Source organism: Streptomyces sp. NPDC058812 (genome assembly GCF_042744565.1).
GTDB lineage: Bacteria > Actinomycetota > Actinomycetes > Streptomycetales > Streptomycetaceae > Streptomyces > Streptomyces thinghirensis.
In genome coordinates this window covers 1-21235 of sequence record NZ_JBHYOB010000021.1, presented here as the reverse complement: position 1 = coordinate 21235, position 21235 = coordinate 1, and the positions used below count along the sequence as shown (strand labels likewise).

Here is a 21235-nt window from a genome sequence, read left to right as displayed (position 1 = left end):
GCGCCGTGGGCGGACCCGGCGGACCCGGCGGACCCTGCGGACCCGGACGGGGCACCGGGGTGGGCGCCGGGAGGATCGCCGATGCGGACTCGCTCATGCGCCGGTGCTCACACCTTTCAGCCGATGAGGGGCTTCACCCAGCGTCGCCACTGCTCCTCGGGCGCGTACCCGGCCGCCCGCCAGGCATGCTGGGCCCGCTCGTTGCGCCGCAGCACCATCGCGTCCCCGCGGCGCCCGCCCAGCCGTACGAACCGCTCCTCCGCGGCCGTGAGCAGCGCCGAGCCGATGCCCTGACGCCGGTGGTCCGGGTGCACCGCCAGCCGGTACAGATGACAGCGCCAGCCGTCGAAGCCCGCGATCACCGTGCCCACCAGGTCCCGGCCCCGCTCGGCCAGGAGCAGCGCCTCGGGGTCGCGGGCGACCATCCGCTCCACGCCCTCCCGGTCGTCACTGATACTCGTCCCCTCGGCGGCCACCTTCCAGAAGGCCAGCACGGCGTCCAGATCCTCGGGCCCGGCGGCCCGTATGCGCGGTTCGGTCATGCGGTGATCCCATCACGCGCGCCCGTTCGCCATTCGACATTCCGGCATGCGGACCGCCACGCCCGCGCTCCCACCGCCCGTCAGACCTCGCGCAGCCCCCGCATCACCGGAGCGAAGGCCTCCATGTACGGTTCCAGCACCGTCAGATAGGTGAATCCGTACCGCTCGCGCTGCGCCCGTACCTGCGCGGTGATCTGCTCCAGGGTCCCGGCCAGGAAGATGGGCAGCTCCAGCACCTGGTCGGTGGTCAGGTGCGGCACGTGCTCCAGGAGGGGGCGGACGGCGGCCTCGCGGTCCTCGGTCACGACGACCATCTGGACGAGCAGGTTCAGCTCCGCCGGCTCCTTGCGGCCCGCGGCCAGCTCCCGGTACCGGGCCACGCGCTCGTCGAGTTCCTCGGCCGTGATGGGGGCCGGCTGCCCCGTCGTGCTGCCCCGCACCGTACGTCCGCCCGTGAAGGCGGCGACGGCGGCGTGCCGGGCCGTCAGCTCCAGCATCCGGTCGCCGTTGGCGCCGATGAGCAGTGGCACGGGCCGTTGCACCGGCCGCGGCTGGTACTCCTCGTCGGCCAGCAGCCGCTCCAGTTCCTCGACGGTGCGCCGCAACTGGTCCACCCGCTCGCCCGGCGAGCCGAACGGCAGCCCCGCCGCGTCGTGCTCCGCCCGTACGTAGCCGGTGCCGAGCCCGAGTTCCAGACGCCCGCCCGTCAGGGCGTCCGTGGTCGCCACCTCCCGGGCCAGCAGGGCCGGGTTCCAGAAGCCCGCGTTGAGCACGAAGGTGCCCAGCCGGGGCCGCTCGGTGGCCCGGGCCGCCGCGACCAGCGCCGGAAACGGCGCCGGCATGCCGAGGTGGTCCGGGACCAGGATCACGTCGTATCCCAGCTCCTCGGCCCGACGGCACTTCGCGCTCCACTCGTCGGCAGGGGCGGGGGTCATCAGATTGACGCCGAAGCGGAACGGACGTGGCATGAACTCTCCTCGCGGACGGGGGACTTCGGTCAACGGACCATCGGAGTCAATCAGCCGTGCGCGATGGCCGCCAGCACGTGAACGCGGCCGGGAGGCCGGCCCGTGAGTCGAGGCTGCCGGCCGGACGGGGATGCCCGTCCTTGCCGCCGCTAGCGTTTTGGCGCTAGCTTCGAGGTATGGCGAAGACCCGGAAGGCCCAGCTGAACGTGCGGGTGGACGAGGGCACCGCCCGGGCAGCCCGCGAGAAGGCCCTGGCCCGGGGGATGAGCGTCAACCGCTACATCGAGGAACTGGTCCGGCAGGACACCGGCGAGGCCGGCCACACCTTCGTGGAGGCCGCCGCCGACTTCATGCGGCAGTACGAGAAGGTGTTCGCCGAGGAGGTCGGCGACGGCCGCCGCTGAACCGGCGGAGGCGTCCCGGATGAAAGACCCCGGATGAGAGACCTCACCATCGACCTCGCCTGGCTGCTGATGCTCGCCGAACAGCGCACCCCGGGAGACCCCCAGGTTACCGACTGGGGAGCGCTCGTCGCGGCCGTCGCCCGCCACCGGGCCGAGATATTCGACACCCTCGTCTACGACGGTCCGCACGCCCGCGCCGCCGCCCTGCTCCAGCTGCTGATCCACGTCCCGGCGCTGGAGCGCTCCAACGCCCTGTTCGCCTCCGCGGTCGCCTACGCCTACCTGGTCGCCAGCGGGGTCAAGGTCGCCACCACGCCCGAGCAGGTGCGGGACCTCGCCCTGCTGGTCAAGAGCGGAGAGGCCTCCGTCGACGACATCGCGGACGAGCTGCGCCGGTGGAGCGGGTGACTACGCCTCGGTTTCGGGCGGCCGCCAGGCCGTGCCGAGCACGCAGTACGAACTCGGCAGCGCCGGCCCGTTCTCCGGCATCATCACCCGCCGGTAGGGCCCGAGCGCGAACCCCGCGTCCCGCAGCGCGGCGACCGGTTCACGGGACAGGTGGCAGCCGCCGGACAGCGGAGGCCACAGGGTCCGGTCCAGCGCGCGCTGGGTGAAGGTCATCACCCGCCCACCGCCCCGGCCGTGCTCGAAGAACCGCACCTGCCCGCCGGGCCGCAGTACCCGCTGCAGCTCCCCGAGCGCCCGTGGCACGTCGCGGACACTGCACAGCACGAGCGAGACCACGGCAGCGTCGAAGGCCTCGCTCTTGACCGGGAGGGCCTCCGCCGCGCCCGGCGCCACGTCGACCGGCACCTGGGCGCGCAGCGCCGCCTCCACGGCCAACTGCCGCAGCACGCGCTCCGGTTCGATGGCGACGACCTCCGAGACGGTGCCCGGGTAGTGCGAGAAGTTCAGCCCGTTGCCCGCACCGACCTCGATCACCCGCCCGGACAGCCCGGCAAGCAGTCGCTCGCGCACGCTCCCCATCCCCATCCGGGTCTCGGCGCTCACACTGAACCGGGCGTAGCAGCGGGCGAACAGCGGATGGTGCACGGCGTCCCGCGGCACCCCGCGGGCACGGGCGGATCGCAGCGCCATGGGGCCTCCTTCACGAGGTGGTGCCTTACCGCGATTGTCCCCCGTACGAGCCCCGCGCACCCACCGCGCGGACGGCTGGTTCCGGCGGCGGGCGAACCGGCGGTGGTGGTGTGCTCCGCCTCAGCCCCGGGGCCCTGGAGCCGGAGCCGACCGGAGATGCCGACCCGAGACGAGACGCCCCCGGGGCGAAGGCGGGGCGGCCGGCCCCCCGCCCGTCGCGTCCCGGCCGGCGGCCGCCTCAAGCCCTACCGCCGGTCGGCGTGCCTCTCGGCTCCGGAACCGTGTCCGGGACCCCGATGGCGCCGCTGGTGCGGTGTCTCGGACGTGAAGGTGACCGGGACGCAAGCGCCCGGTCAGGGCGCCTCCCGGGCCCGGAACGCGTCCGCGTCCCACGTGCCGTCCAGCCGGGGCGCCAGCCAGTGTGGTGCCGTCGACCGGAAGGCGGCCGGCGGGAGGGAGCCCGCTCCGGCGGGCAGGGCGCCGAGCAGGGGGGCTCCGGCCACGTCCGGGAGGTCCGCGAGATTGCAGCGCGAGGCGAGGTCCGGCTCCCCGGGCCAGCTGCCGATCACGACGCCCGGCAGCTCCAGCCCACGGGAGCGCAGTTCACGCGCCGTCAGTTCCGCGGTGTTCAGCGTGCCCAGCCCGGCCGATGCCACCAGCAGCACCGGCGCTCCGAGGAGTCCGGCGACGTCCGCCAGCGTCCCGCCGGCCGCGTCGAAGCGCACGAGCAGGCCGCCCGCGCCCTCGACCAGCACCAGGTCGTGCTCGGTCGCCAGCTTGTCCGCGGCCTCCGCCACCTCCCGCGGGTGCACGGGCGCCCGGCCGGCCCGGCGCGCGGCCGTACCCGGCGCCAAGGGATCGGGATACCGGGCCACCTCGGCAGCCGTCACGGTGCCCGCGAGGCGCGCCACCTCCTGGGCGTCCCCCGGCTCGTCCGGCCGTACGCCCGTCTGCGCGGCCTTCAGCACGGCCACCGACCGGCCACCCGCCAGCGCCGTCGCGGCGACGGCGGCGGTCACGACCGTCTTGCCGATCTCCGTGCCCGTGCCCGTGATCACCAGTACCGGCATGTCATCCCTCCTGTGCCGCCGCGCACACCGCGCGGGCGATCCGTGCCACGTCCGCGTCGCCCGTGACGTACGGCGGCATGGTGTAGATCAGGTCGCGGAACGGCCGCAGCCACACGCCCTCGCGCACCGCCGCCTCCGTCGCCGCCCGCATGTCGACGGCGTGGTCGAGCTGCACCACACCGATCGCGCCGAGCACCCGGACGTCGGTCACGCCCGGCAGTTCGGCGGCGGGCGCCAGCCCGTCACGCAGGCCCGCCTCGATCCGCTTGACCTCCGCGAGCCAGTCCTGGCCGAGGAGCAGCCCGATGGAGGCGCAGGCCACGGCCGCCGCCAGTGGATTGCCCATGAACGTCGGCCCGTGGGCCAGCACCGGCACCTCGCCCCGGGAGATGCCGTCGGCCACCCGTGACGTGCACAGCGTGGCCGCCATCGTCAGGTAACCGCCGGTCAGCGCCTTGCCCACGCACATCACGTCCGGCGCCACCGCCGCGTGCTCCGCCGCGAACAACGCGCCCGTACGCCCGAACCCGGTCGCGATCTCGTCGAACACCAGCAGCACGCCGTGCGCGTCGCACGCCTCCCGCAGTACCCGCAGATACGCGGGGGAGTGGAAGCGCATCCCGCCGGCGCCCTGCACCACCGGCTCGACGATCACCGCGGCCAGTTCGTCGGCGTGCCGCTCGATCATCGCTCGCAGGTGATCCGCGTACGACTCCTCGTACTCCGCCGGCGGCGCGTCCGCGAAGACCTGGCTCGGCAGGGCGCCCGCCCACAGTTCGTGCATCCCGCCCTCGGGGTCGCACACCGACATGGGCTGCCAGGTGTCGCCGTGATAGCCGCCGCGCCAGGTCAGCAGGCGCCGTTTCGCGGGGCGGCCCAGTGACCGCCAGTACTGGAGGCACATCTTGACCGCGACCTCGACGGACACCGACCCGGAGTCGGCGAGGAAGACGTGCTCCAGGCCCTCGGGTGACATGTCGACGAGCAGCTTCGCCAGCCGTACGGCGGGCTCGTGGGTGAGCCCGCCGAACATCACGTGGCTCATCCGGTCCAACTGGTCGCGCGCGGCCTCGTTCAGCACCGGGTGGTTGTAGCCGTGGATCGCCGACCACCAGGACGACATGCCGTCGACGAGTTCGCCCGAGCCGTCGGCCGGACACAGCCGCACCCCGCTCGCCGACTCCACGACGAGCGGGTCCTGCCGGCCGGGCATGGGTCCGTACGGATGCCAGACGTGCCGCCGGTCGAGCGCCAGCAACTCGTCCACGGTCAGCGCGGGCTCAGGCATTGGGCGCGAGGTCCGTTCCGGCACCCCGGCGGCGCACGGCGACCAGGTCCGTACGGGCTTCGCCGGCCACCGCCGGTTCGGAGGGCGGCGCGGAGCCGCAGCCCTCCGTGGCCGCAGCGGAGCCGCAGCCCCCGTCGGCCGGGGCGGACCCGCAGGCCCCGCCGCCCTCGTGCGAGCCGCAGCCGCCGCCCGCCGTCGCCCGGTGCCCGGGCAGGGTCACCTCGCCGGCGCCCTCCACCTCGAACCCGGCGTCCGCGATCATCTCCAGGTCGGCATGGCCCGCCTGACCCTCGCTGGTGAGGTAGTCGCCGAGGAAGATGGAGTTGGCCAGGTTCAGGGCGAGCGGCTGCATCGTGCGCAGGTGGACCTCGCGCCCGCCCGCGATGCGCACCTCGACGTCCGGGCAGACGAACCGCGTCATCGCCAGGATGCGCAGGCACCGCTGCGGGGTGAGGTGCCACTCCTTGGCCAGTGGCGTGCCCTCCATCGGGATCAGGAAGTTGACCGGCACCGAGTCCGGGTCCAGCTCACGCAGCGAGAAGACCACGTCGACCAGGTCCTCGTCGCTCTCGCCCATGCCCGCGATGAGACCCGAGCAGGCGGACAGCCCGGCCGCGTGCGCCTTGTTCACCGTGTCCACCCGGTCGGCGTACGTGTGCGTGGTCGTGATGTCCCCGTACGTCGCCTCGGACGTGTTGAGGTTGTGGTTGTAGGCGTCGGCGCCCGCCTCGCGCAGCCGCTCCGCCTGGCCGTCGGAGAGCAGGCCCAGGCAGGCGCAGACCTCGACGGCCTCGTTCTGCTCCTTGATGGCCTTGATGGTGTCCGAGACCCGGTCCACGTCCCGGTCGGTCGGACCGCGTCCGCTGGCCACCAGGCACACCCGCTTGGCGCCCCCGGCCACGCCCGCGGCGGCGGCCTGGGAGGCCTGGTCGGGCTTGAGCCAGGTGTACTTGAGGATCTCGGCCTTGGAGCCGAGCCGCTGCGAGCAGTAGGAGCAGTCCTCGGGGCACAGGCCCGACTTGAGGTTGACGAGATAGTTGAGTTTCACCCGTCGGCCGAACCAGTGGCGGCGCACCTTGCCGGCCGCGGCCACCACATCGAGCAGGTCGTCGTCGGAAGTGGCGAGGACGGCAAGAGCCTCCTCGCGGGTCGGCGACTCGCGCCGAAGCCCCTTGTCCACCAGCGTGTTCAGCAGGTCCATGAGAGCCGATCCTGTCCTACGGGGCCGCCCGGGGCCAAGGAGACTTTGCACAACACTGACAGATCACCGTGTGGGTATTGCCACACCTCGCGGGGGCTGCCGTGCCGCTAATGTCTGTCCACTGCCTACAAAACCACGGAGGACCGACCCATGGCGTTCGGCTGGATCGACGAGCAGGCCCAGGCGCGCCGCCGGGCCGGGCTCGTACGGATTCTGCGCCCCCGCCCGGCCGACTCGCCGCTGCTGGACCTGGCGAGCAACGACTACCTCGGCCTGGCCCGGCACCCGGAGGTCACCGAGGGCGCGGTCCGGGCCGCGCGGACCTGGGGCGGCGGTGCGACCGGCTCCCGGCTGGTGACCGGCACGACCGAACTGCACGCCGAGCTGGAACGCGAACTGGCCGCCTACTGCGGATTCGAGGCCGCGCTCGTCTTCTCCTCCGGCTACGCGGCCAACCTCGCCGCGGTCACCGCGCTGGCGCCGCACGGCTCCCTCGTCGTCTCCGACGCGGGCAACCACGCCTCGCTGATCGACGGCTGCCGGCTCGCGCGCGGGACGACCCAGGTCGTGGCGCACGCCGACCCGGACGCCGTACGCAAGGCACTGGCGACGCACGACGGGCCCGCCGTCACCGTCTCCGACACGGTCTTCTCGGTCGACGGCGACGCCGCGCCGCTCGCCGGGCTCGCCGAGGCGTGCCGGGAGCACGGCGCCGGGCTGGTCGTCGACGACGCCCACGGACTCGGTGTCCTCGGCGACGGCGGCCGGGGCGCCCCGCACGCGGCGGGACTCGCGGGCGCCGACGACGTCGTCGTGACGGTGACGCTGTCCAAGTCGCTCGGCAGTCAGGGCGGCGCCGTGCTCGGCCCCGCCCGGGTGATCGACCACCTGGTCAACGCGGCCCGGACGTTCATCTTCGACACCGGCCTCGCCCCCGCGGCGGCGGGCGCGGCGCTGGCGGCGCTCACCCTGCTGCGCCGAGAGCCCGAGCGGGCGGCGCGGGCACGCGAGGTGGCGGCGGAGTTGCACGCACGCCTGACCGCCCTCGGGCTGTCGGCGGTACGTCCGGACGCCGCGGTGGTCTCGGTGCGCGCTCCCTCCCCGGAGGGGGCCGTACGGTGGGCGGCCGACTGCCGTGCGGCCGGCCTGTCCGTGGGCTGCTTCCGTCCTCCTTCCGTACCCGACGGCATCTCACGGCTCAGGCTGACCGCTCGTGCGGACCTCTCCGGGGAACAGATCGAACGCGCTGTACGGGTGATCGGCGAAACGCGACCATGAGTCGGCGTGACACGGCCGTGCTTCGCCCGGTGCCCAACCGGTTCAGCCGCGGTGGACGGCGGCCGTGAACCTGGCCCAGCTCCCGGGGGAGAAGAGCAGCGCGGGCCCGGCCGGGTCCTTGGAGTCCCGCACGGCGAGCAGTCCGGCCCAGGGGCCGGCCGACGGCCGGGCCGTCTCCACGCAGTTGTTCGCTCCGGTGCTGTAGCTGCTGCGCAGCCACCGCACGCCGTGCAGATCGGTGCCGGCAGGGATGTTCCGACAGAGTGCGGACTGTGAGCCTGACATGGTGCCTCCTTACGCGCCTGCCGCGGTCGCGGCGATGTAGTCCAACGAGTCCTCGGGCGAAAGGGCATGGATCAGAAGGGCGTTGAAGGCCTCGGTATAGGCCTCTAGGTCTTCTTTCCGTTCGAGATGCAGGCTACTCGTCAAGTGGTCGAGAACAACCACGTCCAGATCAGAAGTGCTCGAAAAAGAGAAGATTACGAAAGGGCCGGTGACACCGATGTGCGCCCCGGCGGCGAACGGCAGTACCTGGAGCCGGACATGGGGGAGACGCGCGGCCTCGACCAGTCGCGCCAGCTGACGGGACATGACACCGGGGCCGCCCACCTCCCGGCGCAACACCGCCTCGTCCAGGACCGCGCTCAGCAGAAGCGGCGGCTGCGCCCGCAGTACGTCCTGCCGGGCCAGCCGGACCTCCACCAGTGTGTCCAGCCGCTCCTCCGGCAGCCCGTCCGCCGCGGCGCGCGTCACCGCGCGGGCGTACTCCGGTGTCTGCAGCAGCCCGGGGACCACCGTGGTCTCCAGCGTGCGCATCGCGCTCGCCTGGGACTCCAGGCTGATGAAGTCGCGGTAGGTCGGGGGCAGTACCCCGCGATAGGCGTGCCACCAGTGGTTCCGGCCGCCCGCGTCGTCGGAGCCGGCCAGCATCACCAGCAACTCCCGCAACTGGTCGTCGTCCACGCCGTAGGCGTCCAGCAGTAACCGCACGTCGGCCGGTTTCGCCCCGCTCGTCCCGGTCTCGATCCGGCTGACCTTCGACTGGTGCCAGCCCACCAGCCGGGCCGCCTCGCCGCTGGTGATACCCGCCGACGTGCGCAGGGCACGCAGTTCCGCGCCCAGCTTCCGACGGCGCACCACGGGACCGTGCTGCATGGGCCACTCCCTTACTCCTTATGGGCCGCACGAATACGCTCTGCCGTCGCAGAGTTCACCGCATTGAGCGACAGATATATGCATATCTTGGTGGATCGCCGTCCTGCACCGGTCTGGTGATGGCAGTCTGGCGGCGAAGCACCAGTCCGGGACCGTACTCGAACCATCCGCTCCGTGTCCGGCTGCGGTCCCGTGGGAAAGGGACGACGTCGCCATGGCAGACCATCTGGAAGCATCCGTCACTCTGCCGAGCGATCCCGCCTCGGTGGCCGCCGCGCGTACCTACGTGGTCGGCACACTGGCGGAGTGGGGCCTGCCGCCGGACACCGACGTGTCCGAAACCGTCCGGCTCATCGTCTCGGAGCTGACGACCAACGCGGTCCAGCACACGTTCGGGCAGTCGCCCACCTTCACCGTGGACCTCGTGCTCGACCGTGACGAGCGGCTGCGCATCGGAGTCACCGACAGCCACCCGAGGTTTCCCAGACGCCTACCCGCCGCCGTGCAGCAGGACAACGGCCGCGGCATGGTGATCATCCGCTGGCTGACGGCGGAGTGCGGCGGCAAGCTGAGAGTGCGGCCCACGCGCGAGGGCGGCAAGACCGTCTCCATCGAGTTGCCCTGGGCGCCGCCGGGCGGTCCGGAGTGCGCCGAACCGGCGGTCACGGCCGCGGTGCGGGCCGTGGGAAGGCAGGAGCCCCAGCGGTGAGGCGCCGACGGCACCCGGCGCGCCGCAGGCGGATACCGCGCACCCGAGGGGGTGACGGCGGGTCAGGACGCCGTCACCCCCTCGGGCGGGCTACTTGACCCGGCCGTACCAGACGCTGCCGGTCCAGATCTTCTGCAGACGCACCACGTCCCCGGTCTTCGGGGCGTGCCAGATCTTGCCCTTCCCGGCGTAGATGCCGACGTGGTAGATGCTGCGGCCCGAGTGGAAGAACACCAGGTCCCCGGTCTTGCGGTTCTTGGCGGAGATGTGACGGGTCTTGTTGTACTGCTGGGCGGCGGTGCGCGGCAGCTTCTTGCCGGCCTTCTTGAACGAGTACAGCGTCAGCCCCGAGCAGTCGAACCTGCTTGGTCCGACGGCGCCCCATTTGTAGGGTGCGCCCTTCTTGGAGGCAGCGATCTTGAGGGCCTTCGTCGCATGGCTCGCCGCGGCCGCCTCGGAGGCGACGCCGGGGACCACTACGGAACCGCCCACGGCGGCGAGGGTGAGGGCCGAGGCCGTACCGGCACGGGCCATCAGCGACGGGACACGATTGAGCGCGGACATGCGCAACCCTTCGTCAGCCGCCTGTGAAGGATGACCTGTCGGATTCGGGCTGGCGAAGTTGCCCGGCCGCACGGGTGCGGCTTCACCCCAAGGGCTGCTCGGCCCGGCGCGTCTCCCGCGGAGACGACCGTTCCGGCGACCCGTCGTGCTCGGGTCCTCCACTCCTGCCGATCCACTCCTGTCGACCGGTCGTCCGGGCGGCGGCAGGACTCGGCGTCCGCCCGGACCGCCCCGCCGCTGCGGCGGGGGCTTGTCGTCAGTCACGGATCTTGTCTCGCCCCATGGGAAAATCCCAACGGAACGTGCCCTTTGTGTTGTTACTCACCACTCGCCCGTTCGGGTGGACGCCTCTGTGTTCGAGCCGCCGGTGGGTGTGGTGACGACCCCGGGACCAGCGACGCAGTGGCTCATTGCGCCGTCCGGACACGCGGGTCGCGCAAGCTCGGCCGGTCGGAAATCAGAGGGTTTCCTACGCCGAAAGGCGGTACGCCGTTTGGTCCGTTTCAACTCCGGGTGCCTCAACGGTCGGAGCGGGGCGGCAGACCGACTCGCGCCGTCCGTCGTTCACCGTCCAGCACGCGCAGCGCCCGGGCCAGGGTGGTGGCGTGCAGCTCGGTCTCGCGCCGCCGGTGCATCAGCGCCAGCGCGTCGCGCAGGGCGGCCGCCTTGCCGACCAGCGCCTGGGCGGCCCGCAGCCCGCGATAGGTGTCGCCCTCCTGCGCGGGGTTGATGCGCCCGAGCAGGTCGACGACGTCCAGGTACCGGTCGATCAGCTCGGCCTCGGCGCGGGTCAGGGCGGGCAGAGGCGGCAGTTCCGGTGGCAGCATCGCCGGATCACCTCGCGCCGGGTGCCGGAGACGTGGCCCTGCGGCTGGGTACGACCCGGTCCACCAGGCCGTACTCCAGGGCCTGTTGTGCGTCCAGGACGGTGTCCCGCTCGATGTCCGCGCTCACCTGCTCGGGACCGCGGCCCGTGTGCCGTACGAGGATCTCCTCCAGGCGGGCGCGGATGCGGATCAACTCGTCGGCCTGGATGGCCAGGTCGCTCGCCTGCCCCTCCACCGGCACGGTGAGCGCGGGCTGATGGATGACCATCCGTGCGCCCGGCAGGACGGCGCGTTTGCCGGGCGTGCCCGCCGCCAGCAGCACCGCGGCGGACGTGCCGGCCTGCCCGAGGCAGGTCGTCGCCACGTCGCAGGTGACGTAGCGCATGGTGTCGTAGATCGCCGTCATCGCGGTGAAGGACCCGCCGGGCGAGTTGATGTAGAGCGCGATGTCCCGGTCCGGGGCCTGGTGTTCCAGATACATGAACTGCGCCATCACGTCGTTCGCGGAGGTCTCGTCGACCGGTGTCCCGAGGAAGACGATCCGCTCCTCCAGCAGCTTCGAGTACGGGTCCGTCGTCCGGCTCCCGGCGCTCGTGCGCTCGGTGAACTCGGGCAGGACGTGACGGGCGGACGGTCGGGTCATGGCGAACCCCTCCTCGTGGCGGAACCGTGGTCGGCTGCACTGCCTCCTGTAAAAAATGTACAGGACGTACGTTACGAGGTTGGAGGGTCGCGGGGATCGCGCGTTCGCCGGCAGCGGAGGGGGGTCGTAGGGGGCTCGGTGGGATCGGCGGGGCGCCCGCGTTCATCCCCCGCCCGGCGGCTCGTGCAGGCCGAAGGAGGAGCCCTGGTCGTCCCGGCACAGCGTGAACCGGCCGAACCGGGCCACCGACTCCGCGTCCTCCTCGCCGAGGTCCTGCACCGAGCCGCCCAGTTTCCGCACCCTGGCCACGGCGGCGTCCAGGTCGTCGACCCGGAAGAACACGTACGGGGAGGCTCCCGCGTCACCGCCGTGCAGGCCGCCCGGCACACCGCCGGTGCCGATGGAGAACCCGCGCCCCGTGGGGCCGGCTTCGAGGGTCCAGTCGAACAGGCTGCCGTAGAAGAGGCGCCCGCGCTCGGGATCGGCCACGCCGAGTTCGAAGAAGGACGGTTCGCCTGCCATGGGGTACCTCCAGCGGGCCGGTGGCCTGTGCTCGCCCCCCCGCCTCCATCGTCCTCCCCGTCGAACGGCGGCGCAGCCGGTCGTCGCGAGGCGAACCGTAAGCTGGGGGGCATGGCCTACGAGATTCCGGTGACGCAAGCCAGGGCTGAGCTCGCCGACCTGATCAACCGGGTGGTGTACGGCGGTGAACGCGTCGTCGTGACGCGCCACGGCAAGCCTCTCGTCGCCCTCGTCTCCGCCGCCGACCTCGAGCGTCTGGAGGAACTCCGGGAAGCGCCGGAGGACCAGGTGATCACCTCGGTCACCGGAGTCCGGGACGCCGCCGCCTCCGCGCCCCGAGAGACGCACCGCTTCGGCATCGCGGCGGAACACCGGGGGCCGAACCCGACGTAGGGGGCGTCGTTCGGATCCTGCCGGGGTCGGGTCGGTTGCAGGGCACCGTTGCCTGGAGCCGGCCGTATTGCTCCGCGCACCCCTTGACCCGGCCGGATTCGCTCAGGCGGCCGCTGTCGGTGCCGGGGCCCCGTCGGGCGCCGTCGAGCCGCCCTGCGCGCGCTGGCGCAGTGCGCCGCCGAGCACTATCGCGCCCAGGCCCAGTACGGCCCACCACGTGAGCGTCAGTGCGGGGCCGGTGGCCGCGGCGCCGTCGAAGAAGGACACCGAGCGCAGCAGCGAGGCGCCCGCGCCCGGAGGCAGCCACTGGCCGATCGCGCCGGCCGGCTGGGGCAGCATCTCCGGCGCCGAGGACGCTCCCGAGAAGGGGTTGCCCAGCAGCATCATCACGGCACCGCCCAGCCCGAGCCCGGCACGTCCGAACAGTGCCCCGAGCCCGGCGATGCCCGCGCCGACAGCCAGGGTCGACAGCCCGAACACGCCGGCCGCGGCCCACCAGTCACCGGTGACCACCCCGAGCCAGCTGTGCGCGATCGCCGCCGCGACCAGGCCGGTCAGCGCGGCGGCGCCGACCAGGGCGGCGACCGCGCGGGCGCCGCGCAGTCCCAGCAGGGTCGCCACCGCGCCCGTCGCGATCCCGGCCAGCGCCAGCGGCAGCACGCTCGCGCCCAGGGCCGCGCCGCGCGGGTCCGTCCCGGGAGCGGGCACCACATCGACGACCTGGACCGGGGTCCCCGCGGCGGACGCCTGCCCGGTGACCGCCTGCCGCAGCAACTGGGTGACGGCGGGGCTCGCCGCCGACGCCGTGAGCAGCTTCGGGCCCCGGTCGCCGGCGATCACCGCGCCGTACACGGTCCGGTCCTCGATGGCGCCGCGAGCCGCGTCCTCGTCGGCGTAGCGGTGGATCTCGAAGGCGCCCTCGCGCTGGGTGAGCCGCTGCTCCACCTGCGCGACCGCGGCGGGCGGCCCCGCCACGCCGAGCGGCAGGTCACGGGGCGCCGTGCGGGCGGCGGGCCAGGCGAAGGCCCACAGGGCCAGGCCCACCAACACGGGAACCAGGACGATCACGGCGATCATGCGACGGCTGTCCATGGGGACTCCTACCAAAAAGAAGGATCGTTCGTTTTGCCTGCCACCACCGTGCGACCGACTCGGCGTCCTTGTCAAGAAGGAACATTCGTTTTAGGTTGGGAGCATGGCCCGCGTATCCCAGGAACACCTCGACGCCCGCCGCCGGCAGATCCTCGACGGCGCCGCGCTCTGCTTCGCCCGCAACGGCTTCCACGCCACGTCGATGCAGGACGTGCTGAAAGAGGTCGACCTCTCGGCAGGCGCCGTCTACCGCTACTTCAGCGGCAAGGAGGAGCTGATCGAGGCCATCGTCGCCGAGGTGCTGGGCGCCATCCGGGACGTGTACGAGCGGGCGGCGGAGGAGGATCCGCCGGCCATGCCCGACGAGCTCATCGCCCGCACCCTGGCGCACATGGCGCGGGAGCGGCCGGCGCTGACGGAAGACGGCCGGTGGCTGTTCCCGCGGCTCATGATCCAGGCCTGGACCGAGACGCTGCGCAACGAGACGCTGTCCGCCCTCCTCGATGAGGGCTTCGCCAAGGTCCTCGCGTCCTGGGCGAAGGTCGTCGTCCGCTATCAGGAAGCGGGCATGATGCGCGACGACGTCGACCCGGACGCCGTGGCCCGGACGCTGATGGCGACGGTGCAGGGCTTCGGGGCCCAGTACGCGCTGTTCGGCAGCTTCTCCCCGGAGGCCCTCCAGGCGGGCGTGCGTGGACTGTTGAGCATGCGAGAGGCCACCGACGGCACCGGTAATCAGTCGGTCAAGAAAGCGTGACGCGGCGGAAACACTCTAGCCCTACTCTCCACCCCGATCCACCTGCGGTTTTGGGACACCGGCGTGCGTATTCCAGCGCATTCATGTGTGTTACATCTATAGCCGTCGCGGTGGCCGCGGCAGCCGGACCGCCCGGTCCCGGCGTGATGCCCTGTGAGGTGGTACGTGCAACTGACCCCGCACGAGCAGGAGAGACTGCTCATTCATGTGGCCGCGGACGTGGCGGAGAAGCGCCGCGCGCGAGGCGTGAAGCTCAACCACCCCGAGGCCGTCGCGCTGATCACCGCGCACATCCTCGAAGGCGCCCGCGACGGTCGCACGGTCAGTGAACTCATGGCCTCCGGTCGCAAGTTGCTCCAGCGCGACGAGGTGATGGACGGCATCCCCGAGATGATCCACGACGTGCAGGTCGAGGCCACCTTCCCCGACGGCACCAAGCTGGTCACCGTCCACGATCCGATCATCTGACGGGGGCGGCAGCCATGATTCCAGGAGAGATTCTCTTCGCCGACGAGCCGGTCGCCTTCAACGAGGGGTGCGAGACCACCCGCCTGACCGTGCTCAACACCGCGGACCGACCCGTCCAGGTCGGCTCCCACTACCACTTCGCCGAGGCCAACCCCGGTCTCGACTTCGACCGCGCCGCGGCCCGCGGCAAACGGCTGGACATCGCCGCCGGCACCGCTGTCCGGTTCGAGCCCGGCATCCCGGTCGACGTGGAGCTGGTCCCCCTCGCCGGTGCCCGCGTCGTCATGGGTCTGCGCGGCGCGACCGGAGGTGCCCTCGATGCCTGAACTGTCCCGTCCCGCCTACGCCGACCTGTTCGGCCCGACCACCGGCGACCGCATCCGCCTCGCCGACACCGACCTCCTCGTCGAGATCGAGGAGGACCGTTCGGGCGGCCCCGGCCGCTCCGGCGACGAAGCCGTCTTCGGCGGCGGCAAGGTACTGCGCGAGTCCATGGGCCAGTCCCGTGCCACCCGCGCCGACGGCGCCCCCGACACCGTCATCACCGGCGCCGTGATCATCGACCACTGGGGCGTCGTCAAGGCCGACATCGGCATCCGCGACGGCCGGATCACCGCCATCGGCAAGTCCGGCAACCCGGACACCATGGACGGTGTCCACCCCGACCTCGTGATCGGCCCCGAGACGGAGGTCATCGCGGGCAACGGCAAGATCGTGACCGCCGGCGGCATCGACACGCACGTCCACTTCATCGCGCCGGCCGCCGTCGACGAGGCCCTCGCCTCCGGCGTCACCACCCTCATCGGCGGCGGCACGGGCCCCGCCGAGGGCAGCAAGGCGACCACCGTCACCCCCGGTTCCTGGCACCTCGCGCGGATGTTCGCCGCCCTGGAGTCCAGCCCCGTCAACATCGGCTTCCTGGGCAAGGGCAGCACCATGTCCAAGGAGTCCATGCGCGACCAGCTGCGCGCCGGCATCCTCGGCTTCAAGATCCACGAGGACTGGGGCGCCACCCCGGCCGTCATCTCCGCGTGCCTGGACGTGTGCGAGGAGTCCGGTGTCCAGCTCGCCGTCCACACCGACACCCTGAACGAGGCGGGATTCGTCGGCGACACCTTCGACGCCGTCGCCGGCCGCACCCTGCACGCCTTCCACGTCGAGGGCGCCGGCGGCGGCCACGCGCCTGACATGATCACGGCCGTCTCGCTGCCCAACGTGCTCCCGGCGTCCACCAACCCGACCCGGCCGCACACCATCAACACCGTCGAGGAGCACCTCGACATGCTGATGGCCTGTCACCACCTGAACCCCGCCGTCCCCGAGGACCTGGCCTTCGCGGAGTCCCGCATCCGGCCCAGCACCATCGCGGCCGAGGACATCCTGCACGACATGGGAGCGATCTCCATCATGGGGTCGGACGCCCAGGCCATGGGCCGCATCGGAGAGGTGATCCTGCGGACCTGGCAGACCGCGCACGTGATGAAGCGGCGCCGGGGCCTCCTGCCCGGCGACACCCGAGCCGACAATCTGCGCGCCCGTAGATATGTCGCCAAGTACACCATCAACCCCGCCGTCGCCCAGGGTATCGAGCACGAGGTCGGCTCCGTCGAGACCGGCAAGCTCGCCGACCTGGTGCTCTGGGACCCGCGGTTCTTCGGCGTGAAGCCGCAGTTGGTGCTCAAGGGCGGCCAGATCGCGTACGCGCAGGTGGGCGACGCCAACGCCTCCATCCCCACGCCGCAGCCGGTCCTGCCGCGCCCCATGTTCGGCGCGCACGGCACGGCGCCCGCCGCCAACTCGGTCGCCTTCGTGGCGGAGGCGACCATCGAGGACGGGCTGCCGGAACGTCTCGGTCTCCGGCGGGAGTTCGTGCCCATCCGGTCGACCCGCGGCCGTACCAAGGCCGACATGAGGCAGAACGACGCCCTGCCACGAGTCGAGGTCGCCGCGGACTCCTTCGCGGTGACCATCGACGGCGAACTCGTCGAACCCGCACCCGTCGCCGAACTGCCGCTCGCGCAGCGGTACTTCCTCTTCTGAGCGCCGACATGAGCCGCGCAGCACTGCTCGTCCTCGCGGACGGCCGCTTCCCCGCCGGAGGGCACGCCCACTCCGGCGGGGCGGAGGCCGCCGTCAGGGCCGGACGCGTCACGGACGCCGCGAGCCTGGAGGAGTTCTGCCGGGGGCGGCTGCACACCAGCGGGGCCGTCGCGGCGTCCCTCGCCGCAGCCGCGGCCCTCGGCGTCGACCCCGGTGAACTGGACCTGGCCGCGGACGCCCGCACTCCGTCACCCGCCCTGCGCGCGGCGGCACGCAGACTCGGCCGACAGCTGACGCGGGCCGCCCGTGCCACCTGGCCGCACCCTGAACTCGACGCGCTGGCGCGGCGGTTTCCCAAGGGCGCCCACCAGCCCGTCGTCCTCGGGCTGACCGCCCGCGCGGCCGGGCTCGGGCCGCTGGACGCGGCGTACTGCTCCGCCTACGAAGGGGTGAGCGGGGCGGCGACGGCCGTGGTGCGGCTGCTCAGCCTCGACCCGTTCGACGCCACCGGTGTGCTCGCGCGGCTCGCGCCCGAGCTGGACCGGGTGGCACGGGACGCGGTGGAGGCGGGGCGGCAGGCCGTGACCGGCGGGGTCGACGTGCTGCCCGCGCGGTCGGCGCCGCTGCTGGAGATCGGGGCGGAGGCGCATGCCGCCTGGCCCGTGCGGTTGTTCGCCTCGTAGGGGGCGGTTCGCCCCCGCCGCCCCTTCCCTTCCCGACCCCAGGGGCGCTGCCCCTTCGACCCCGCCAGGGGGCTCCGCCCCCTGGACCCCGCCGGCCTTGACGGCCTCGTCCTCAAACGCCGGACGGGCTGAATACAGCCGGCCTCGGTTTCCAGAAGCCGGACGGGCTGAACACAGCCGGCCTCAGTTCTTGTACAGGAGTCGCAGCATGCATCTTGACCATCACCACGACCTCCCCGCCGTCTCCGCCGACGCCCACCGGCCCGACGGGCGCCGCCGCGCCCTGCGGATCGGGCTCGGCGGGCCCGTCGGGTCCGGGAAGACCGCGACCGTCGCCGCGCTCTGCCGGGCGCTGCGGGAGGAGTTGTCCCTCGCCGTCGTCACCAACGACATCTACACCCGTGAGGACGCCGAGTTCCTGCTCCGGGAGGCGGTGCTGCCGCCGGAGCGGATCAGTGCCGTCGAGACGGGGGCCTGTCCGCACACCGCGATCCGGGACGACATCTCCGCCAACCTGGAGGCCGTCGAGGATCTGGAGGACGAGGCCGGACCGCTCGACCTGGTCCTGGTGGAGTCCGGCGGGGACAACCTCACCGCCACCTTCTCCAAGGGGCTCGTCGACGCCCAGATCTTCGTGATCGACGTGGCCGGCGGAGACGACATCCCGCGCAAGGGCGGGCCCGGCGTCACCACCGCGGACCTGCTGATCGTCAACAAGGTCGACCTCGCCCCCTACGTCGGCTCGGACCTCGCGCGCATGGCGGCCGATGCGAAGGCACAGCGCGGTGAACTGCCCGTCGTCCTCCAGTCGCTGCGGAGCGAGGACGGTGTACGGGCCGTCGCGGACTGGGTGCGCGACCGGGTCGCCGCGTGGACCGCGTGACCGCTCCGGGCGGCGTACGGGCGAGGGCGCGCGTGCTCGCCCACGGCGACGGACGCGGCGGCACCGTCCTGCCCGTGCTGGAGGGGGAGGGACCGCTCGCGGTGCGGCGGACCCGGGGGAGCGGCGCCGAGGCCCGCGTCATGCTGGTCGGCGCGATGAGCGGGCCGCTCGGCGGCGACCACTTCACGGTGGCCGCCGAGGCGGCCCGGGGCGCCCGGCTGCGGGTCGGCTCGGCCGCCGCCACCCTCGCCCTGCCGGGGCAGGACAAGGCCGGCGCCCACTACGACGTCGATCTCACCGTCGGCGACGACTCCGAACTGCACTGGCTGCCCGAGCAACTGATCTCCGCGCACGGTAGTGACCTGCACGTCACCACACGCGTCGACCTCGCCGCCAAGGCCCGCTTCCTGCTGCGGGAGGAACAGGTGCTCGGCCGGTCCGGCGAGGAACCGGGGCGGCTCACCAGCCGTCTGACGGTGCGGATCGCGGGCCGGTGCGTACTCGACCAGGAGCTGGCCTGCGGTCCCGGCGCCCCGGGCGGCTGGGACGGCCCCGCCGGGCTGGCGGGGCACCGTGCCGTAGGACAGCTCGTCGTCGTACGCCCGGAGTTCGCGACAGGCCCACCGAAGGCGCGGACCCTCGCCGAGGGCGTGGCGGTCATGCCGCTCGCCGGGCCCGCCGCACTGGTGACGGCCGTGGCACCGGACGCGCTGCTGCTCAGGCGGCTGCTGGAGGAGGCGTCGGACGAGCTGGGCTGAGATCCCGGCGACCGAACACATTCCTCCGTTTATCGGATTGGCAAAGAAGTAGCACCGCCTCTGTTCTCAGGGAACGCACAGCCGCGAGGATCCCCGTACTTGTCGCGATCACGTACGGGGAGGGCCACTTGAGGAAGAGCAGACTGGGGCGGAGGACGGCGGCGTTCGGCACGGCCGGAGCGCTGGTCACCGCCACGCTGATGGCCGGCGCCGTCGCGGCGCCCGCCGCGAGTGCCGCTCCGTCCACCGGCCAAGGACACGGCCACGGATACGCGAAGGGCTGGGACCGCGAGGCCCGCGGCGCCACCATCGCCGCGGCCCGCGCCGCACGGGCCGGCATCGACTGGCAGGACTGCCCTGCCGACTGGAACCTGCCCAAGCCGATCCAGTGCGGCTACGTCACGGTGCCGCTCGACTACGCCAAGCCCTTCGGCAAGCAGATCAAGATAGCCGTCGACCGTATCGGCAACACCGGCACCAAGGCCGAGCGCCAGGGCGCACTCCTCTACAACCCCGGCGGCCCGGGCGGCTCCGGCCTGCGCTTCCCGGCCCGCGTCACCGGCAAGAGCGCGGTCTGGGCCGACGCGGCCAAGGCCTACGACTTCGTCGGCTTCGACCCGCGCGGCGTCGGCAAGTCCGCGCCCATCTCCTGCGTCGACCCGCAGGAGTTCGTCAAGGCACCCAAGATGGACCCCGTGCCCGGCTCCGAGGCCGACAAGCTGGCCCAGCGGGGGCTCGCCCGCGAGTACGCCGAGGGCTGCTACGAGCGCAGCGGCGAGATGCTCCCGCACATGACCACGCCGAACACCGCGCGCGACCTCGACGTCATCCGCGCCGCGCTGGGCGAGAAGAAGCTCAACTTCCTCGGCGTCTCCTACGGCACCTACCTCGGTGCCGTCTACGGCACCCTCTTCCCGGACCACGTGCGCCGGATGGTCGTCGACAGCGTCGTCAACCCGTCCCGCGACAAGATCTGGTACCAGGCCAACCTGGACCAGGACGTCGCCTTCGAGCAGCGCTGGAAGGACTGGCAGGACTGGGTCGCGGAGAACGACGCCACCTTCCACCTCGGCGACACCCGCGCCGAGGTCCAGGACCAGTGGCTCACGCTGCGCGCCGCCGCCGCGAAGGAACCACTCGGCGGGGTCGTCGGCCCGGCCGAGCTGATCTCCTTCTTCCAGAGCGCCCCGTACTACGACTCCGCCTGGGTGCCGGTCGCGACCGTCTTCAGCAAGTACGTCGCCGGTGACACCCAGGCCCTCGTCGACGCCGCCGCCCCCGACCCGTCCGACACCGCGGGCAACGCCTCCGCGGAGAACGGCAACGCCGTCTACACCGCCGTGGAGTGCGCCGACGCCAAGTGGCCCACCGACTGGCGCACCTGGGACCGGGACAACACCCGGCTGCACCGCGACCACCCGTTCATGACCTGGGCCAACGCCTGGATGAACCTGCCGTGCGCCACCTGGCCGGTCAAGCAGCAGGCCCCGGTGAACGTGAAGAGCGGCAAGGGGCTTCCGCCGGTGCTGATCGTCCAGTCCGAACGGGACGCGGCCACCCCGTACGCGGGCGCCGTCGAACTGCACCAGCGTTTCAAGGGATCGCGTCTGATCACCGAGCGGGACGCCGGTTCGCACGGCGTCACCGGCATCGTCAACCCGTGTGTCAACGACCGGGTGGACACCTACCTGCTCACCGGCAAGGTGGACGCCCGGGACGTGACCTGCGCCCCGCACGCCACACCCAAGCCGTAACGACACCCGGGCACGAGGAGGGGGGGGGGGGGGGGGGCCCCCCCCCCCCCCCCGCCCCCCCCAACCCCCCCCCCCCCCCCCCCCGGGGGGGCGCCCCCCGAGGAGAGGAAAGGAGCCGCCCACCCCGCCCACCAAAGG

Annotated in this window: 26 protein-coding genes and 1 riboswitch; of the genes, 13 read left to right on the top strand and 13 right to left on the bottom strand. The window is 72.6% G+C overall.

Annotated elements, in window-relative coordinates; translation table 11 throughout:
• Window positions 1-116 precede the first annotated feature (116 nt).
• Together ACFW48_RS32005 and ACFW48_RS32000 are read right to left on the bottom strand one after the other, a co-directional pair.
• Entirely contained in the window at window positions 117-542 is a 426-nt protein-coding gene (locus ACFW48_RS32005; RefSeq protein WP_386320892.1) for a GNAT family N-acetyltransferase, read from the bottom strand.
• Between the two features lie 80 nt (window positions 543-622).
• Window positions 623-1510 (bottom strand): LLM class F420-dependent oxidoreductase, encoded by an 888-nt coding sequence (locus ACFW48_RS32000; protein ID WP_386320888.1) that lies wholly within the window; start codon window positions 1508-1510, stop codon window positions 623-625.
• Between the two features lie 176 nt (window positions 1511-1686).
• Here ACFW48_RS32000 and ACFW48_RS31995 point away from each other — a divergent pair, with 176 nt between their 5' ends.
• Entirely contained in the window at window positions 1687-1914 is a 228-nt protein-coding gene (locus ACFW48_RS31995) for a toxin-antitoxin system HicB family antitoxin (RefSeq protein ID WP_337305145.1), read from the top strand.
• Between the two features lie 33 nt (window positions 1915-1947).
• Entirely contained in the window at window positions 1948-2322 is a 375-nt protein-coding gene (locus ACFW48_RS31990) for a fic family toxin-antitoxin system, toxin component (RefSeq protein ID WP_386320886.1), read from the top strand.
• On the opposite strand, the gene ACFW48_RS31985 is transcribed toward ACFW48_RS31990, so the two are convergent.
• The 4 genes from ACFW48_RS31985 to bioB all read right to left on the bottom strand — a co-directional run bounded on the left by ACFW48_RS31985 (window position 2323) and on the right by bioB (window position 6571).
• Window positions 2323-3012 (bottom strand): class I SAM-dependent methyltransferase, encoded by a 690-nt coding sequence (locus ACFW48_RS31985; protein ID WP_386320883.1) that lies wholly within the window; start codon window positions 3010-3012, stop codon window positions 2323-2325.
• Window positions 3013-3365: 353 nt separating this feature from the next.
• Window positions 3366-4082 (bottom strand): dethiobiotin synthase, encoded by a 717-nt coding sequence (bioD, locus tag ACFW48_RS31980; protein ID WP_386320880.1) that lies wholly within the window; start codon window positions 4080-4082, stop codon window positions 3366-3368.
• Between the two features lies 1 nt (window position 4083).
• Entirely contained in the window at window positions 4084-5370 is a 1287-nt protein-coding gene (locus ACFW48_RS31975; protein ID WP_386320877.1) for an adenosylmethionine--8-amino-7-oxononanoate transaminase, read from the bottom strand.
• Window positions 5363-6571 carry a biotin synthase BioB gene (gene bioB, locus ACFW48_RS31970; RefSeq protein ID WP_386320874.1) on the bottom strand — a complete coding sequence of 403 codons (1209 nt, stop codon included), beginning with the start codon at window positions 6569-6571 and terminating at the stop codon, window positions 5363-5365. Before bioB ends, ACFW48_RS31975 begins: the two co-directional genes overlap by 8 nt.
• 150 nt (window positions 6572-6721) lie before the next feature.
• On the opposite strand from bioB, the gene ACFW48_RS31965 reads away from it, so the two are divergent.
• Window positions 6722-7849 (top strand): 8-amino-7-oxononanoate synthase, encoded by a 1128-nt coding sequence (locus ACFW48_RS31965; RefSeq protein WP_386320871.1) that lies wholly within the window; start codon window positions 6722-6724, stop codon window positions 7847-7849.
• Between the two features lie 42 nt (window positions 7850-7891).
• Here the strand turns inward: ACFW48_RS31965 and ACFW48_RS31960 are convergent, their stop codons facing one another.
• Together ACFW48_RS31960 and ACFW48_RS31955 are read right to left on the bottom strand one after the other, a co-directional pair.
• Window positions 7892-8134, bottom strand: coding sequence for a DUF397 domain-containing protein (locus ACFW48_RS31960; RefSeq protein WP_386320869.1), 243 nt, complete (start codon window positions 8132-8134; stop codon window positions 7892-7894).
• A gap of 9 nt (window positions 8135-8143) precedes the next feature.
• A complete protein-coding gene (locus tag ACFW48_RS31955) occupies window positions 8144-9004 on the bottom strand; it encodes a helix-turn-helix domain-containing protein (RefSeq protein ID WP_386320866.1) in 861 nt (286 codons plus the stop codon).
• 214 nt (window positions 9005-9218) lie between these two features.
• Between ACFW48_RS31955 and ACFW48_RS31950 the strand changes: the two genes are divergently transcribed.
• On the top strand, window positions 9219-9713 hold the full coding sequence (locus ACFW48_RS31950; protein WP_386320864.1) for an ATP-binding protein: 495 nt from the start codon (window positions 9219-9221) through the stop codon (window positions 9711-9713).
• A 90-nt stretch (window positions 9714-9803) separates the two neighbouring features.
• Here ACFW48_RS31950 and ACFW48_RS31945 read toward each other — a convergent pair whose 3' ends face one another.
• From ACFW48_RS31945 to ACFW48_RS31930, 4 genes are all read right to left on the bottom strand, one after another.
• Window positions 9804-10277, bottom strand: coding sequence for a C40 family peptidase (locus ACFW48_RS31945; protein ID WP_383558343.1), 474 nt, complete (start codon window positions 10275-10277; stop codon window positions 9804-9806).
• Between the two features lie 3 nt (window positions 10278-10280).
• Window positions 10281-10425: riboswitch (cyclic di-AMP (ydaO/yuaA leader) on the bottom strand.
• 370 nt (window positions 10426-10795) lie between these two features.
• Window positions 10796-11104 carry a hypothetical protein gene (locus tag ACFW48_RS31940; RefSeq protein WP_386320860.1) on the bottom strand — a complete coding sequence of 103 codons (309 nt, stop codon included), beginning with the start codon at window positions 11102-11104 and terminating at the stop codon, window positions 10796-10798.
• Window positions 11105-11111: 7 nt separating this feature from the next.
• Window positions 11112-11747 carry an ATP-dependent Clp protease proteolytic subunit gene (locus ACFW48_RS31935; protein ID WP_386320858.1) on the bottom strand — a complete coding sequence of 212 codons (636 nt, stop codon included), beginning with the start codon at window positions 11745-11747 and terminating at the stop codon, window positions 11112-11114.
• A 162-nt stretch (window positions 11748-11909) separates the two neighbouring features.
• Window positions 11910-12269, bottom strand: coding sequence for a VOC family protein (locus ACFW48_RS31930; RefSeq protein WP_386320855.1), 360 nt, complete (start codon window positions 12267-12269; stop codon window positions 11910-11912).
• A 111-nt stretch (window positions 12270-12380) separates the two neighbouring features.
• On the opposite strand from ACFW48_RS31930, the gene ACFW48_RS31925 reads away from it, so the two are divergent.
• Window positions 12381-12662: a type II toxin-antitoxin system Phd/YefM family antitoxin gene (locus ACFW48_RS31925; RefSeq protein ID WP_386320853.1), complete on the top strand. Its 282-nt coding sequence runs from the start codon at window positions 12381-12383 to the stop codon at window positions 12660-12662.
• Window positions 12663-12764: 102 nt separating this feature from the next.
• Here the strand turns inward: ACFW48_RS31925 and ACFW48_RS31920 are convergent, their stop codons facing one another.
• Window positions 12765-13754, bottom strand: a complete 990-nt coding sequence (locus ACFW48_RS31920) for an ABC transporter permease (protein WP_386320851.1) — start codon at window positions 13752-13754, stop codon at window positions 12765-12767.
• 103 nt (window positions 13755-13857) lie between these two features.
• On the opposite strand from ACFW48_RS31920, the gene ACFW48_RS31915 reads away from it, so the two are divergent.
• The 8 genes from ACFW48_RS31915 (at window position 13858) to ACFW48_RS31880 (ending at window position 21097) form a co-directional block, all read left to right on the top strand.
• A complete protein-coding gene (locus ACFW48_RS31915) occupies window positions 13858-14511 on the top strand; it encodes a TetR/AcrR family transcriptional regulator (protein ID WP_386320850.1) in 654 nt (217 codons plus the stop codon).
• Window positions 14512-14676: 165 nt separating this feature from the next.
• Window positions 14677-14979: an urease subunit gamma gene (locus tag ACFW48_RS31910; RefSeq protein ID WP_386320847.1), complete on the top strand. Its 303-nt coding sequence runs from the start codon at window positions 14677-14679 to the stop codon at window positions 14977-14979.
• A gap of 14 nt (window positions 14980-14993) precedes the next feature.
• Window positions 14994-15305: an urease subunit beta gene (locus tag ACFW48_RS31905; RefSeq protein ID WP_386320844.1), complete on the top strand. Its 312-nt coding sequence runs from the start codon at window positions 14994-14996 to the stop codon at window positions 15303-15305.
• On the top strand, window positions 15298-17019 hold the full coding sequence (locus ACFW48_RS31900) for an urease subunit alpha (RefSeq protein WP_386320841.1): 1722 nt from the start codon (window positions 15298-15300) through the stop codon (window positions 17017-17019). The genes ACFW48_RS31905 and ACFW48_RS31900 overlap by 8 nt, the downstream gene beginning before the upstream one ends.
• 8 nt (window positions 17020-17027) lie before the next feature.
• Window positions 17028-17702 (top strand): urease accessory protein UreF, encoded by a 675-nt coding sequence (locus tag ACFW48_RS31895; protein ID WP_386320838.1) that lies wholly within the window; start codon window positions 17028-17030, stop codon window positions 17700-17702.
• A gap of 208 nt (window positions 17703-17910) precedes the next feature.
• The gene (gene ureG / locus ACFW48_RS31890; protein ID WP_386320836.1) at window positions 17911-18585 is read left to right on the top strand and encodes an urease accessory protein UreG; all 675 of its coding nucleotides are present in this window, start codon (window positions 17911-17913) and stop codon (window positions 18583-18585) included.
• Window positions 18573-19343, top strand: coding sequence for an urease accessory protein UreD (locus tag ACFW48_RS31885; RefSeq protein WP_386320833.1), 771 nt, complete (start codon window positions 18573-18575; stop codon window positions 19341-19343). Before ureG ends, ACFW48_RS31885 begins: the two co-directional genes overlap by 13 nt.
• Before the next feature lie 128 nt (window positions 19344-19471).
• On the top strand, window positions 19472-21097 hold the full coding sequence (locus ACFW48_RS31880) for an alpha/beta hydrolase (protein WP_386320830.1): 1626 nt from the start codon (window positions 19472-19474) through the stop codon (window positions 21095-21097).
• Window positions 21098-21235 lie beyond the last annotated feature (138 nt).